The sequence below is a fragment of the Sphingobium sp. B7D2B genome (genome assembly GCF_025961895.1).
Taxonomy (GTDB): domain Bacteria; phylum Pseudomonadota; class Alphaproteobacteria; order Sphingomonadales; family Sphingomonadaceae; genus Sphingobium.
Window position 1 is genome coordinate 290,828 of sequence record NZ_JAOQOM010000001.1, and the last position, 15,390, is coordinate 306,217.

Annotated in this window: 9 protein-coding genes; 7 read left to right on the forward strand and 2 right to left on the reverse strand. The window is 57.9% G+C overall.

Going from position 1 to position 15,390, the window contains the following annotated elements; all coding sequences use genetic code 11:
* Positions 1-124 precede the first annotated feature (124 nt).
* The 7 genes from M2341_RS01350 to brxL are packed head-to-tail and all read left to right on the forward strand — an operon-like array spanning position 125 to position 13,848.
* A complete protein-coding gene (locus M2341_RS01350; RefSeq protein WP_264583943.1) occupies positions 125-1,009 on the forward strand; it encodes a WYL domain-containing protein in 885 nt (294 codons plus the stop codon).
* A 35-nt stretch (positions 1,010-1,044) separates the two neighbouring features.
* Positions 1,045-1,620, forward strand: coding sequence for a DUF1819 family protein (locus tag M2341_RS01355; RefSeq protein WP_264583944.1), 576 nt, complete (start codon positions 1,045-1,047; stop codon positions 1,618-1,620).
* Between the two features lie 2 nt (positions 1,621-1,622).
* Complete coding sequence (locus M2341_RS01360) at positions 1,623-2,225, forward strand: DUF1788 domain-containing protein (RefSeq protein WP_264583945.1); 603 nt, start codon at positions 1,623-1,625, stop codon at positions 2,223-2,225.
* 3 nt (positions 2,226-2,228) lie between these two features.
* Positions 2,229-5,768, forward strand: coding sequence for a BREX system P-loop protein BrxC (gene brxC / locus M2341_RS01365; RefSeq protein WP_264583946.1), 3,540 nt, complete (start codon positions 2,229-2,231; stop codon positions 5,766-5,768).
* Positions 5,768-9,259: a BREX-1 system adenine-specific DNA-methyltransferase PglX gene (gene pglX / locus M2341_RS01370; RefSeq protein ID WP_264583947.1), complete on the forward strand. Its 3,492-nt coding sequence runs from the start codon at positions 5,768-5,770 to the stop codon at positions 9,257-9,259. The genes brxC and pglX overlap by 1 nt, the downstream gene beginning before the upstream one ends.
* Complete coding sequence (pglZ, locus tag M2341_RS01375) at positions 9,252-11,759, forward strand: BREX-1 system phosphatase PglZ type A (RefSeq protein WP_264583948.1); 2,508 nt, start codon at positions 9,252-9,254, stop codon at positions 11,757-11,759. The genes pglX and pglZ overlap by 8 nt, the downstream gene beginning before the upstream one ends.
* Positions 11,760-11,766: 7 nt before the next feature.
* On the forward strand, positions 11,767-13,848 hold the full coding sequence (gene brxL / locus M2341_RS01380) for a BREX system Lon protease-like protein BrxL (protein ID WP_264583949.1): 2,082 nt from the start codon (positions 11,767-11,769) through the stop codon (positions 13,846-13,848).
* Between the two features lie 272 nt (positions 13,849-14,120).
* Here brxL and M2341_RS01385 read toward each other — a convergent pair whose 3' ends face one another.
* The gene (locus M2341_RS01385; RefSeq protein WP_264583950.1) at positions 14,121-14,372 is read right to left on the reverse strand and encodes a hypothetical protein; all 252 of its coding nucleotides are present in this window, start codon (positions 14,370-14,372) and stop codon (positions 14,121-14,123) included.
* Between the two features lie 124 nt (positions 14,373-14,496).
* Complete coding sequence (locus M2341_RS01390) at positions 14,497-15,387, reverse strand: hypothetical protein (protein ID WP_264583951.1); 891 nt, start codon at positions 15,385-15,387, stop codon at positions 14,497-14,499.
* Positions 15,388-15,390: the final 3 nt, after the last annotated feature.

Sequence of the window (15,390 nt, forward strand, 5' to 3'; positions counted from 1 at the left end):
CTTCCTCCTACTGTCTCGCCGGTTCCGCTTGACGCGACTCCACCGCATGGATAAAAACTATACGGGCATTGCAGATATGTCCATATAGTTTTTATACCCTCGCGACGTAAAGGAACCAAACCAGATGACCAGCGAGGGGCCAGCGTTGAAATGGGGCGTCGAACGCCGCCTCGAATTCATCGAGTTCCGGCTATTCTGGGAAGGCGGCGTCAACCGATCGGACATCATCGATACGTTTGATGTGTCCGTGCCACAGGCATCGAAGGATTTGACGCTCTATCAGGAGCGCGCTCCGCACAATGCGCTCTATGACAAGAGTGCCCGTCGCTATGTGGCAGGCCCGGATTTCGAGCCGATTTTCCTGAAGCCTGACCCTTACGGCTATTTGTCACGCCTGCGGTCAGTCGCGGAGGGACTGATCGAACTGGGCGAGTCCTGGATCACTCAAGTACCCGATACTGATATCGCGCTGACACCCCGCCGCGACATTAATGCCGAGGTGCTGCGCACCATATTGGGCGCAGTGCGAGACGTGCGATCAGTCGATATCCACTATCAGTCGATGAGCAAGGATCGGCCCGATCCGATCTGGCGCCGCATTACGCCGCATGCCTTCGGCTATGATGGCTTTCGCTGGCATGTGCGTGGCTACTGCCACATCACCGACAAGTTCAAAGACTTTCTGCTGCCACGTATCCTCCATGTAGGCGAGCTTGGAGACGCTGGTGCTTCGGCCGATCAGGATGCCCTGTGGCAGGAGCGCTTTGCCATTGAGGTAGGTCCGCACCCTGACCTCACCGAGAGCCAGAAGGCGGTGGTCGCCAAAGACTATGGGATGGCGGACGGGTCGGCCGTGCTGATCGTTCGCTACGCGATGCTGTTCTATGTGCTCAAGCGCCTCGGGCTCTTGGGCGACGCCGCCCAGCTACCCGCTCGCAGTCAACATATCGTCGTCGTCAACAGAGCCGATACCGTCGCGGCGCTCGAGAAGGCGGAGTTCGCGCTGTGAATTCTGGCGATAGCGTAAAGCATCCAAAATACCGGATGTCGTTCAGTGTGGGCGGGTTGATGCTCAATGAGAGCCTGGCGATCGCCCAGGCCTACCAGCCCGGTGAAGCCTGGGCTTGCGCTCGCGAGCGCTTGCTCGCGCAAAGCGCATCTTCCTTGCCCAAATTGGCCTCGCAAACCCGCGCGCTGCGCGAGGTGTACGACCGTATAGGCCATCTCTCCGACGCTGAACGCCATTACCTGTCGGCGGAGGCGGATCGCGCCGGGCAGCAGGCCGTGATGTGGGTGGCGATCTGTCGGACCTATCGCTTCGTTCGCGAATTCGCGGTCGAGGTGATCAACGAGCGCTACCAATCCTGGCGGCTTGATCTCGGCCATGAGGTGTTTGATCGCTTTCTCGCGGATAAAGCGGAATGTGATCCGAGCCTCGCTGCACTCTCCTCATCAACGGTCGCCAAATTGCGCCAGGTCCTGTTCCGGATCTTGCGTGAAGCGGGATTGAGGAGCGCGGAAGGCAGAATCCAGCCGATCTGGCTGTCAGGACACATGAAGCGGCTGATCGAGGAGAGTAATCCGGCGGATTTGCGGATCTTTCCCGGGAATGGGGGATAAGTGTGGGTACGAGACCTGATCGGCGCTTTCGTGCCGAGCATCTGTTCAGGGTAATCTCCAGCGAAAGATTCTTGCACAAGCAAGGGTTGGGCAACGAGGTTCCCTTCTTCATCTGCGCTTTCGATGCCGAAGATGGCCTAAGCCTGGGTAAGGATCGCGAAGATCTGATCGCCCGGCTGGGGCATGCCGGTGTGCGCGTCCTTGATATCGACCTCTATGACCTTTCGATCAAAATCCTCGAGGACCGAGGGATCTTTGCGCAAATCCTTGAGGTCGAGGCCGAGACGGACAAGGCCGAGCTCAAGGAGCTGCTACAAGGGGTGCTCGACCCGCAGAGCCATCTCATTCCGGCGATTGCGCGGTGCATGGAAGAAACCCCGCACGATGTGATCTTCCTTTCAGGCATAGGCGAGGTCTACCCATATCTGAGATCGCACAACGTGCTCAACAACCTGCAGAGCACTGCGAAAGATCGTCCTACGGTCATGTTTTTTCCAGGGAAATATACCCATGCATTGGCGACCGGCGCCTCGCTGGAATTGTTCGGCTTGCTGCATGACGACAAATACTACCGCGCCTTCAATATCATGAATTACGAGGTCTGATCGATGGCTACTGTGCTACGTGATATCTTCGCCAAGCCGGTCGACCGCTCGATCGATGGGGTGATTAAGGCTGATGACAAGGCCAGCCTTCTGACCGAGCTCGATGAGTATGTCATCACCAACGAGATCGGCGCCCGGCTCGAGCAATTCCTCGACGCTTATAACAACTATGAAACCGCGAACGGGGTGTGGATTTCCGGCTTCTTTGGTTCGGGTAAATCTCACCTTCTGAAGATGCTCGCTCTTCTGCTAGAAAACGACGAGGTTGAAGGGCAGCGCGCTTTTGAAATCTTCGAGCGCAAGCTGGCCGGCAACCCGATGCTGGCAGGCGCCTTCCGCAAAGCGGTGTCGATCCCGTCCCGGTCGGTATTGTTCAATATCGATCAGAAAGCGGATGTGATCGCGAAGACCGATGTCGACGCCCTTCTGGCCGTCTTCCAGAAAGTCTTTGACGAGATGTGCGGCTATTATGGCAAGCTTCCGCACATCGCGCAGTTCGAGCGTGATCTGGATAGTCGCGGCAAACTCGAGGCCTACACGGCGGCCTTCATGCAGTCGTCCGGCAAGGCCTGGGAGCGAGGGCGTGAGCAGGCGCTGATGGAGGGCAGGCATATTGCCGCAGCCTTCGCGGAGGTCACGGGCGACGAGGTCAAGGATGTTCTTGGCCAGTATCGCAAGGATACTAAGATCTCGATCGAGGATTTTGCCAACAATGTGAAATCGTGGATCGATGCGCAGGGGCCGAAGTTCCGGCTGAACTTTTTTGTCGATGAGGTAGGGCAATATATCGCTGACAACGTCAAACTGATGACGAACCTGCAGACCATTGCCGAAAGCCTGAATACGAAGTGCAAGGGCCAAGCCTGGATAGTGGTCACGGCCCAGCAGGATATGGGCTCGGTCATCGGCGATCTGACGGCACAGCAAGAGAATGATTTCTCGAAGATCCAGGCACGCTTTGCCAACCGGATGCCGCTGAACTCCCAAGACGTCGCGGAAGTCATTCAACGCCGCCTCCTGGCCAAGACCGAGGCTGGCCAGATCACCCTTGGCAATCTTTACGATGCCGAGGAAAACAATCTGCGCACTCTGTTCGATTTCGGCGACAATTCCTTCAAGTTCAGGAATTTTTCCGGAAAAGAACAGTTCGTCGCAAGCTATCCATTCCCAAATTATCAGTATGATCTGTTCCAACGCGCGATCATGGGGCTCTCCCAGCATAATGCGTTCGAGGGCAAGCACAGCTCGGTCGGCGAGCGCTCAATGCTTGGGGTGTTTCAGGAGGTGGCCAAGAAGCTGGCGGATACGCCGGTCGGCGGGCTAGCGACCTTCGATCTGATGTTTGAGGGAATCCGGACCGCGCTCAAATCATCCGTCCAGCAATCGATCCAGCTGGCCGAAAAGAACCTCGGCGACGATTTCGCGGTGCGAGTGCTGAAGGTCCTTTTTCTTGTCAAATACGTGAAGGAGTTCAAACCAACCGCTCGCAATATCGCCATCCTCCTACTGTCCCGGTTCGAGGCGGATCAGACCGAGCAGCGGCGCAATATCGAAGAAGCTCTATCGCTTCTCGAGCGTCAGACGCTGATCCAGCGCAATGGCGAGATCTACGAATTCCTCACCAATGAGGAGAAGGATGTCGAAGCTGAGATCAAGGCGATTGCGGTCGATCCCGCCGAAATCGAGCGTCAGCTCGACGAATTGGCCTTCGGTGCGATCCTGCGTCACGGCAAGATCAAGCATGCCGGCACAAGTGTCGACTATGCTTTCACCCGCAAGCTGGACGGGCACAACCTGAACCGGGAGCAAGAGCTTTCGGTGAATATCATCTCGCCCTTCAGCGACGATTCCGATGAACCGGATGTTGTGCGTTCGAACAGCATGGCCAGCGATGAGATGGTCGTCCTGTTGGGGCGGGATGTGCGCTTTACGCGCGATCTGGTCCTTTGGCTCCAGACGGTAAAATTTGCCCGGCAAGTGACGAGCGGTGAGGTCCAGCCTGGTCGCGATCGTATCATCGCGGAAAAACGCGATCAGAACACGCGCCGTGAAAAGGAACTGGTCCAGCGGCTGCGCAGCCTGATCGCTGACGCGCGGCTCTTCGTGCGAGGCACTGAGCTGGAAATTGGCGGGGAGGATCCGCAAGAGCGACTGATCAGAGGCTTCCAGGTTCTGGTGGACAAGGTCTACACGAGCTTGCCGGTCCTGCGCGGCGCGACCTACACGGAAGCCGAGCTTGGCCGCGCAGGCCGCGTCGATGGCGGGCTGTTTGGTGGCGAAGGGAGCGGACTGACCGAAGCCGAACAGGACGTACTGAACCATGCTCAGGCACAGATGCGTCTCGGTACTCGGGTCTCGGCCAAGGCTTTGGTCGAGAAGTTCGGGGCCAAGCCTTATGGCTGGCCCACCATCGCGGTCCTGTGCCTGACCGCGAGCCTTGTCGCACGCGGCAAGCTAGAGGCCCGCGCGGACAGCACTGTGCTGGAAGGCGACGCCCTGATTCAGGGGCTGCGCAATAGCCATGCGCTTGGCAACATTCTCCTTTCGCCGCAGATCGAATTCACTGCCGCCCAGATCCGTAAATCGCGCGAGCTGTTTCAGGCGCTGTTCGATCTGCCTGCCTCGGGCAATGACGCCCGCAGTCTGGGGACGGAGTGGCAGGCCCAGTTGCGCAAGCTGACCGGCGAACTGGAGGGTCTTGCCAGGCAATTGACGGGCTACCCCTTCATTGCGGCTCTAGATCCCCTGCGGACCCAGCTCGACACTATGCGCGATCAGCCGGCCACCTGGTTCATTACCGGCCCGGTCGGCCAGGAAGATCAGCTGCTAGATGCGAAGGAGGACATCCTCGACAAGGTCCGCCGCTTTATGTCCGGGCCGCAGAAGGGCATCTATGATGAGGTGCGCTCCTTCCTGACCGTGCAGGACCAGAACTTGACGTTTGCCGAAGATTCTGCCGCCGAAATGCTGCGCCAAGTTCTTGGCGATCCGCAGTGCTTCAAGGGCTCGGCGATTCAAGAACTGAAGGCGGATTTCTACGCCGTGAAGGAGCGCATCGAACAAACGGTTCTGGCCGAGCGCAACGCGGTCATCGCGGCGATCGACGAGGTGGCGGAGAAGATCGCCCTGACCTCGGAGTTCCGTGCACTGCCCCCAGAGCAGCAGACGCGTATCCGTGACGAGCTTGCCGCGCAGAAAGCCGGCCTTGCTCCGCAAACCCTGATCCCGGCCTTGCGCCATCGGGCAACGGAGGTCCGATCAAACCTTCTGGCAGATACGCTCACCCGGATCGCTGAACTGACGCCAACACCCGCGCCGGCTCCCACGCCCCAGCCACAACCTGCCGGGGGCGGCGCCGCAGTCCCGCCGGCACCACCTGTGCCGCCTGCACCGGCAAGGCCCCAATATGTCAAGGCGCAGTCGATCACCGTCCCCTTCGCGAAAACCTATCTTGAAGATGAAGACGATGTGACCCGGTACCTTGATGAGATGAAAAAGACCCTGCTGGCCGAGATCGGCGCGGGCAAGAAAGTGATTGTCTGATGGATACCAACGCCCTGAAGAAATTTGCGCAAAGCGCACGCAACCTGCTGATCGCTCAGGTCACCGCCCGACTGGACATGGTGCTGGCCGAAGGCGCCGCCGCGCGCCGCGAACATCCCGCGGCCATTGCAAGGCTAGAAGCCGCCGCAAGCGGCAACCGTGGTCAGGTGATCGAGCAGGCCGCTTACACATGGTTCAATCGCTTTACCGCGCTGCGCTTCATGGATGTGACGGGCCTGACAAATTCGCGCGTCGTATCGCCTGCCGATGGCGCCACCCGGCCCGAGATACTGGCCGAGGCGATGGCCGGCAATCTTCCGGATCGCGCCCGACCCGAGATCGCCGAATATCTGAACGGCACCCGCCCGGCCCATGACGGGCAGGCGGAGGCCTATCGGTTGCTGCTGATCCATGCCTGCAACGAATGGCATCACGCGATGCCTTATATGTTCGAGCGCGCCGATATGCTCGACCGGGCGGAGGATTATACCGAACTTCTTATACCCGACGATCTCCTGTCTCCGGACAGCATACTTGCCCGCCTGCGCGAGGTGATGACTGACGAGGCCTGCCAGGATGTCGAGATCATCGGCTGGCTCTACCAGTTCTATATCTCGGAAAAGAAGGACCAGGTTTTTGCGGGCTTGAAGAAGAACCAGAAGATCACGGCGGAGAATATCCCGGCGGCGACGCAGCTGTTCACGCCGCATTGGATCGTCCGCTATCTGGTTGAAAACTCGCTGGGGCGGCTGTGGCTCTTAAACCGCCCGCAATCTGGCCTGGCTGCGAAGATGGACTACTACATCGCGCCGGAAGAGCCCGAGACGGATTTTCTACGCATTCAACGGGCAGAGGAGATTCGCATCTGTGATCCCGCCTGCGGGTCGGGCCATATGCTAACTTATGCGTTTGATCTGCTGTATGAAATTTATGCAGAGGAAGGTCATGACGCGGACGAAATCCCCGGCCTGATCCTGCAGCATAACCTGACCGGTATCGAAATTGACGATCGTGCCGGCGCCTTGGCGGCCTTTGCGCTGTCGATGAAGGCGGCGGCAAAGCTGGGGCGGCGGCGGTTTCTGCGAATGGAGGCAAAGCCCGACATCGTGGTGCTGCAAAATGTCTGTTTCACACCTGCCGAGATGCAGGACGTATCCGCAGTAGTGGGCAAGGATCTTTTCACCGACGAACTGCGCGAGACGCTCGGGCAGTTCGAGCAGGCCAAGAACTTCGGTTCGCTGATCGTGCCGAAGCTGCGCGACCCGGCCGAGGCGCTGCGGGTGGTCGATGCGCGGGATTTCGGGTCTGATCTGATGCTGCACGAAGTGCGGGAGCGGGTCGTAGCTGTGCTGCGCATGGCCGAACTGCTGGCGCCGAAGTATCACGTTGTCGTGGCCAATCCGCCGTATATGGGCGGGAAGGGAATGCATGAAAGCACCTCCTCATTCCTCCGCAAAAACTACGAAGAATACAAAGCTGATTTGTTCTCGGCCTTTATGGTCCGTATCCAGAAGCTCGCGCGACGCGATGCCTGCATCGGCCTGATGACGCCATTCGTTTGGATGTTCATATCAACGTTCGAGAAACTTAGGGATTTTCTGCTGACAAATCAGACGATGTCTTCACTTGTCCGGCCGGAATACCACGCATTTTTTGACTCTGCTTATGTGCCGATATGTGCGTTTGTCCTAACGAACGGAAGGCATCCTGAACGAAGAGCCGATTTTTTTGATTTAAGCGAATTCTATGGCGCAGAATTACAGCCTAAGAAACTCTTAGAGGCTATTAATAACGGCACCGCCTCATGGCGACATCGCTTAAAAGCCTCAGCGCTTGAGAACGTTCCTGGTGAGCCATTTTGTTTCTGGCTATCGGAGGCCCATCTTGCGGGATTTGCTGACACCAAATTTCTTGGTGATGTTTCTGTAGCGAAGAAAGGTCTCACCACGGGCGATAATAGTCGCTTCCTGCGTCTTTTTTGGGAGGTCGCTTCAGCCAGCGTGTCCTTCATCAATGCGGATCGGAGGCGCTTCGTCCCTCACCTCAAAGGCGGAGACTCTAGAAAGTGGTACGGCAATAAGGAATTCCTTCTCGCGTACGGGGAGGCCGATCTTGCCGCCATGGCCGAAGCAAAAGGACATCGTCGTGATGGCGTTGATTTTTTCTTCCGGGCCGGCATCACTTGGTCGGATGTATCTTCGAGCCATACAGTCTTCCGGACATCAGATGATAACTCATCTTTTAACAACGTTGCGCCAACGGCATTTTTCGAGAGTGAACAAGAGCGGCTTTTTGCTTTTCGAGCCCTGAACTCGGTCGCAATGCGTGACTTCGTGCATGCGCTCAATCCAACCCTTCACTTTAATCCTGGTGATTTCCGTAATCTGCCATTTCCCAAGGCTGCCCGCCCCTCGGATGCAGATGAGCAGTTTGCTGCAGAGGTGATCTTTCTCGCTAAATCCGACTGGGATGCCTACGAAACCTCTTGGGATTTCACATCGCTCCCACTGCTCTTGCCCGACCACCGCGCCGGTACGATGGAGGACTCCTACGTCAACCTCCGCGCCCATTGGCAGGGCATGACGGACGGGATGCAAGCGCTGGAGGAAGAGAATAACCGTATCTTCATCGACGCCTATGGCTTGGCGGACGAACTGACCCCCGACGTGCCGATTGAGGAGATCACCCTCACCTGCAACCCGGCCTATCGCTATGGTGTGAAGGGCTCCGAAGAGGACCGCGAGACGCGTTTGCGCGAGGATACGGTGGCCGAATTCCTCCACTATGCCGTGGGCTGCATGTTCGGGCGCTACAGCCTCGACGCGCCCGGGCTGATCCTCGCCAATCAGGGCGAGGGGATCGAGGACTATCTGGCCCGCGTGTCGGAACCCAGCTTTGCTCCCGACCGGGATAACGTCATTCCGGTGCTGGACACCGACTGGTTTGCTGATGACATCGTCACCCGCGCACGCGATTTCCTGCGAGTCACCTTTGGCGAGGCAAAGTTCCGCGAGAACCTCGCTTTTGTGGAAGCTGCCCTCGGCAAGGATCTGCGCAAGTGGTTCACGAAGGATTTCTTCGACTATCACGTCCGCCGCTACAAGAAACGACCGATCTACTGGATGTTCTCAAGCCCCAAAGGCAGCTTCAACGCATTGATCTATATGCACCGCTATCGGCCGGATACGGTCTCGGTGGTGCTGAACCAATATGTGCGCGAGTTCATCCATAAGCTGGAGGTTGAGCGTGCGCGGCTGGAGAAGCTGGCTCTCGATCCTACGGCTACACCCGCCCAGCAAACAAAGGCGCAGAAGGAAACTGCCACGGTCATCAAGCAGATCGCCGAGCTGACCGAATGGGAGCGCGATGTTGTCTATCCCATGGCGCAGCAGAAGATCGCCATCGATTTGGATGACGGCGTAAAGCGCAACTATCCGCTGTTCGCAGGCGCGCTGAAGCCGATCAAAGGGTTGGAGGCTACGGATGACTGACCGCATCACCGCCGGGCTGATGCGACTCTATGACGACCAAGGGCACCGCATCGTCTTCTGGTACGACGCGGCTCGCGATCTGCGCGAGGCGTACGATGCTGTGGAACTGCCTGGCGTGACCAAGGTGGAGATCGCCAATAACGAGTTCGGGCTGAAATATCGCTTGCTGCGGCAGGAACCGGCGGCGCGGTTCCTGCTGTACAAGGATGGTCCCGAACCGCCGATGGTTGAAAACTGGCTTCTGGATGTGCAATTGGCCGCGGCGGTGTTTCGCGCCGATCAGGCAGCGATCTGGGTGGCCGATCTGGGCATCCCAGCGAAATATGAAGCCGCCGTGCGCGACCACCCCGAATTCTACCGCTCGAGTAAGCGCTTGGAATCGCTGCGCGCTGTTGAGCGCGAGCGCCCATCGCAGAGCGCCAACGATGTCCGCCGCAAGATGTTGGCGGTCTGCGCCGGTGCGGATGGCGATCTCGATACGGTGATCGAAGCGTTGTTAGCTGAGCTCGCCGAAGACCGCGACGATGGGATACGAATGCTGGATCGGGTTGGGCTCTCCGCGTTTTTCTGGAGGGAAGTTTCGGCACGCTATGGCTATGCGGTTGCCGATCCGGATTTTCAGGATTTCGCCATCACGCTGTTTTCAAGCGCCTGGGCACGGGCGATGGGGGAGGCGGCAACCCTCAATACTGATGCCGCTCTGATGTTCCGCCGTTGGAGCGCCTCGCGCCGATGGGGCGAGGTATTCGAGAAGCTCTCGGGCGACTATCAGAACGTGCTCAAGATCAGGGATGATCTGGCGTCACGCGATTTTAGAGGCCTGATCCAGCATGACCATTTCGAGGAAGTGGACCGGCGGATCGTCATCGCCATCGTCGAGGGGCTGGCTCAGCAGAGCCTGGCGGCCACAGATGTGCTCAAATGGGTGCGCGTTCGCCGTCAGAGTCATTGGTATGACCGATATGCTGACGTCTATCAGGCTATCGGCTATGCGACAGAATTCCAGCAGGCTCTGGCCGAGGCCGACCTCGTCATGACCAGCCTGTCCGATGGCGTGACGCGCTATTCCGCAAGCTGGTTTCGGCTGGATCAGCTATACCGCAAGTTCATCTATCATCTGCAGAAAAGCGGGCAGTCTGGGTTGCTCTCCGCACTCTATGAGGCGGTCGAGAACCGCTACACTACCAATTTCGTGCTGAAGCTGAACGACGCCTGGCAGGATCAGGTCGCGCGCCTGACCGACTGGTCGATTTCGGGCATTCCGCGTCAGGTCGATTTCTATCAGGAACAGGCCGCTGAGTACCGGCGCAAAGATCAGAAGGTCGTCGTCATCATCTCGGACGCTCTGCGCTATGAGGTGGCCGAAGAGGCGCTGCGCGAGATTCGCAAGCTCAACCGGTTCGATGCTGAACTGACACCGATGGTTGGCGTCTTGCCGAGCTATACCCAGCTCGGCATGGCCGCGCTCTTGCCGCACCGACAACTGGCGATCCGCGATGACAATGATCTGGTGATGCTGGACGGCGAAAGCACCATGGGCGCGGCCGCCCGCGAAAAGGCGTTGGCGGCAGGTAGGGCAGGGGACCGGGTAAAGGCACTGGCGGCAAAGGACTTTATGAATCTGGGATCGTCCGAGGGCAGGGATCTCTTCCGGGATCACGATGTCCTTTACCTGTACCACAACCAGATTGATGCGATTGGCGACAAACTTGCCACCGAAGAAAATGTGCCAGCGGCGGCGGAGGCGGCCATTGAGGATCTGGTGAAGCTGGTCCGCAAGCTAACCTCGGCCAACTTCTCGAACATTCTGATCACCGCAGATCATGGGTTTCTGTGGCAGCACAGAGCTTTGGAAGAAAGCGGCTTTGCTCTCAGCGAACCGGAAGGCGAGGTGGTGACACGCAATCGTCGCTTCGTGATCGGACGTGGCCTCAGCAGCACGGGCGGCATGAAGAAATTTACGGCCGCCGAGCTTGGCTTGGGCGGAGATCAGGACATCCTGATTCCCAATTCCATCAACCGACTACGCGTGAAAGGTTCAGGTAGCCGCTTTGTCCATGGCGGAGCAAGCTTGCAGGAAATCGTCCTGCCGGTCCTGCGCGTTGGCAAGCAGCGTAAGGAAGATGTCGGGCAGGTGTCGGTGCAAATCATCCCGCCGGCCCGTGCCCAGATCACTACAGGGCAGATCCAGATGACATTTTATCAAGCGGAGCCGGTAACCGATAAGCAGCAACCCCGGCAGGTCCATGCGGCGATCTTTGCCGGGGATGGCACCCTCATCTCGGACGAAGTTGAGTTGGATTTCGATTTTGTGTTCGAGAACCCGCGCGAGCGGGAGCTTTCACGCAATTTCCTGCTATCCCGGGCGGCGGACGCCCATAACAATCAGACTGTCTTCCTGAAGTTGCGCACGCGCATCGGCAAGACCAGCCGTTTTGAAGATCACGCCTCCCAGCCCTTGCTGCTGAAACGCGGGATCAGCACAGATTTCGATTTCTGAGGTGCCGATGTCGATTCTTGATGACAAGATTAACGAGCATTTTGCCGGATTCGTGGTCCGCAAGGACCTGGTGAAGGCCGTGAAGGGGAACGCCATCGTTCCCACCTATGTGCTCGAATATCTGCTGGGCCAATATTGCGCGACCGACGACGAAGCCTCGATCGCGACAGGTATCGAGACGGTCAAGGACATCCTGCGCAAGCATTACGTCCATCGTTCGGAAGCGGGCCTAGTCCAGTCGACGATCAAGGAGCGCGGCCGTTACAAGGTCATCGATCAGGTCAGCGTGGCGCTGAACGAAAAGACTGATGCCTATGAGGCGGTTTTCGAGAATCTCGGGATCAAGCGAGTCGCGATCGACAGCGCCACGGTCAAGGCGCATCCAAAGCTGCTGGTGACGGGCATCTGGTGCATCGCCGATGTGCAATATGAGTTCTCGGAAGACAGCCGGATTTCCCCCTGGATCATCGACACGCTGAAACCGATCCAGATCGCCCGCGTCGATTATGCTGGTTATCGCGAAACGCGCGGCAAATTCACCACCGAGGAGTGGATCGACCTGCTGATGCAGAGCATCGGCTTTGATCCGTCCATGTTCGGGCGCAGGTCAAAGCTTTTGCAGCTGTTGCGTCTGATTCCGTTTGTCGAACGAAACTACAACCTCATCGAGCTTGGGCCGAAAGGTACGGGCAAGTCGCATATCTATTCCGAATTCTCACCCCATGGCCAGCTGATCTCGGGCGGCGAAGTCACGGTTCCCAAGCTCTTCGTGAACAACTCCAACGGGCGAATTGGTCTGGTTGGTTATTGGGATGTCGTCGCCTTTGACGAATTCGCTGGACGCGAGAAAACGGCCAACAAGGCGCTTGTCGACATTATGAAGAATTACATGGCGAACAGGCAGTTCTCGCGCGGGGTGAACCCGATGGGAGCCGAAGCCAGCTTCGCCTTCGTCGGCAACACCGACCATAATGTCCCGTGGATGCTGAAGAATACCGACTTGTTCGAAGCCCTGCCGCCGCAGTTCCACGACAGCGCCTTCATCGATCGATTGCATGCCTATCTACCTGGATGGGAGATCGATATCATCCGCGGTCAGATGTTCACATCCGGCTACGGGTTCATCGTCGACTACCTCGCCGAGATCCTGCGCCACTTGCGGGCTGAGGACTTCTCGCATCGGCCGGATCGCTTCTTTACCGTTCCGGTCCAGACCCATATCCGGGACCGCGCAGCAATCAACAAGACCATGTCGGGCCTGCTCAAACTGATCTTCCCGAATGGCGACGAGACCGAAGCCGAAGTCGAAGAGTTGCTGCGGTTTGCAATTGAATGCCGCAAACGGGTGAAAGACCAGCTGTTGCGGATCGACAGCACCTTCGAGGCGGCTGATTTCCACTATGTGGCGCCGGACGGATCGAAGCGTGCTGTTACGACCCTTGAGGAAGAGGAGTTTCCTCAGTTCTATCATCGCCGCTCCACCGGCGATGTAGATGAAGATGTGCGTCAATCCGAGACCGCGCCAATTCCAGCACCGCAGGCATCAACGCCTGCCGCTTCTGCTGCGTGTGACGTTGACCATGCCGTTGTTCCGCAGCCGGGACATGTCGTGTTCACTGAAAACCGCAAGGGTATCAGTTTCGACAAGATTTTCGGCCCTTGGACTGATGGAGCGGCACGGATCATCGTCACCGATCCCTACATCCGGAAGTTCCATCAGGCTCGCAATGTGATGGAACTGGTTGAGATGCTGATCCGGCGCAAGCAGCCCGAAGATCAGGTGGCGGTGCATCTCGTCACGGCTCCGGACGATGGGAACATTCAGGAGCAGCGAGAATGCCTGGACGGAATTGCCGAGGCCTGCACGGGTACGGGCGTAGATTTCACCTGGGCCTTTGATGGTTCCGGAACACTTCATGCACGCGACATTACCACGGACACGGGCTGGAAGATGGTTTTGGATCGCGGGTTGGATATCTTCCAACCGACGCCTCGCAAGATGAACGGTTTCTCATTGGGAGAGCGAATGCAGGAGCATCGTATGCTCCGGAGCTTTTATGTCACTTACGTGGAGTTCCCCTCATCCTGACGCGGTTGCAGGGTAGTCACAGCGTCCTTCAGCAATCCCTGCACTGTTCTCCTAGAACTGCCCGGCTGCGATCTTGCCGCATCGCATATCAAATCGCGCGAGAAAATCGCTGTCCGCTAGAGCTAACACTCTTGCTTTGGCCTCTTGGCGACGATCCTGCGGCAGCTTAGCGATGAGGCCATCCGGCTTTTGGCCGAAGCTATGTGCGGGCGCGTCCATCATCCGATCTGCATACGCACTTGCGGCCCGAGTGGCATCGCTCAAAAGTCTCTTCATACCCTCCCAGAAACTGGCCTGAGCATAGAATTCTCCGGAATGACGACGATCGTGTCGAGCTGCCCATGCGTGGAGCGCGCAAGATATTCATGCCAATCGCCCCTTTCACCTCCGTAGAACTGAAAGTCGCCGTGAAATTCCAGATCGCGCCAGCGGTTAATGGCTTTGAATGAGCCCAGCATCGGAAATTTGGAAATGGGCCTCTCCTCCAACGGCAGCTCTTCCCAATCGTGATCTTCTATCATCAAGCGTCCATCGGCCCGGATTAGGATGGCGCCCTCAAACTGTCGAAATCCTTGGTCTGGAATTCTCCGACAAAGCCGTCCGGTAGCTGCACCTCACAGCGGACATAATCGAACATTCCCATTGCACCTAAACCACGAAATTCAGCGGTGTTGTGGAAGGACGAACGGAGAGCGATTTTCCCCAATCGAACGTGAGAAAATCCTGTTCAATGCCATCAGCGAAGATCACGCCGCCATCATTCATATGGGATGTGATCTGGAGGGCTCTGTCAGCTAGCGTCCCCCACCGCATGCTGGTGCCCGTTGAGACGCTTGGAAAGGGCTCGCGCACGAAAAAGGCGAGCGCACGTTCATCTGGCCTAATTTTTATCGGGTGGTTGATCGCTTCCATGATCGACCGGGCCCAACCGGTCGCACCAGTGCCTGTCGCAACGATGATTCCGCTAGAGCTCTGCTCCTCTTCGGCCTCGCCGTTCGTAATAAAGTAGCGGGCCGATTGGTGACTGCGATGGCCCACAAATAGCTCATTGAGCGCGCAGAGCTTTTCTCCGGTGTCCAACACGCCCTCGACCATTGTTCGGGCTTCGATCGAGACGTCCCGCTTCACGACCTGCTCAAGAAGGCCAGGAAGCTGCTTGACCTGATGACGCACTAACACGCCGTCATAACGATCGGGCGCCGGGTTGATCCCGACAACCGGCTGGCCTGAGAGATATTTGGCGACATTGGGGATGAGCCCATCCTGGCCCACCGCAACGACGATATCTTCTGCGGCGAACGTGAATCGATCGAGATCGGCCCGGCGAACGAGAGTCTGGCGCCAGTCCGTCGGCACCGCGCTTCTCGCTGCGGCAATCACATTGCCGAAAGACGCGTGCCGTGCCTCCAGTTCGGCGAGATCCTGCCCCCGTGTCTTGAGGTAGAAGCGCGCCTGTTCGAGCGTAGCATGGCGAGCGAGCAGCAGCTCGAGTTCGGTTTCCCGTGTGACGAAGACCACGCGTGGTGCCAGCGTCGCCATGCC

What these genes read in the sequence shown, in the direction of transcription:
- M2341_RS01350 (WP_264583943.1), top strand. Translation starts at nt 125, where the DNA reads ATGACCAGCGAGGGGCCAGCGTTGAAATGGGGCGTCGAACGCCGCCTC.
- M2341_RS01355 (WP_264583944.1), top strand. Translation starts at nt 1,045, where the DNA reads ATGTCGTTCAGTGTGGGCGGGTTGATGCTCAATGAGAGCCTGGCGATC.
- brxC (WP_264583946.1), top strand. Translation starts at nt 2,229, where the DNA reads ATGGCTACTGTGCTACGTGATATCTTCGCCAAGCCGGTCGACCGCTCG.
- pglX (WP_264583947.1), top strand. Translation starts at nt 5,768, where the DNA reads ATGGATACCAACGCCCTGAAGAAATTTGCGCAAAGCGCACGCAACCTG.
- pglZ (WP_264583948.1), top strand. Translation starts at nt 9,252, where the DNA reads ATGACTGACCGCATCACCGCCGGGCTGATGCGACTCTATGACGACCAA.
- brxL (WP_264583949.1), top strand. Translation starts at nt 11,767, where the DNA reads ATGTCGATTCTTGATGACAAGATTAACGAGCATTTTGCCGGATTCGTG.
- M2341_RS01390 (WP_264583951.1), bottom strand. Translation starts at nt 15,387, where the DNA reads ATGGCGACGCTGGCACCACGCGTGGTCTTCGTCACACGGGAAACCGAA.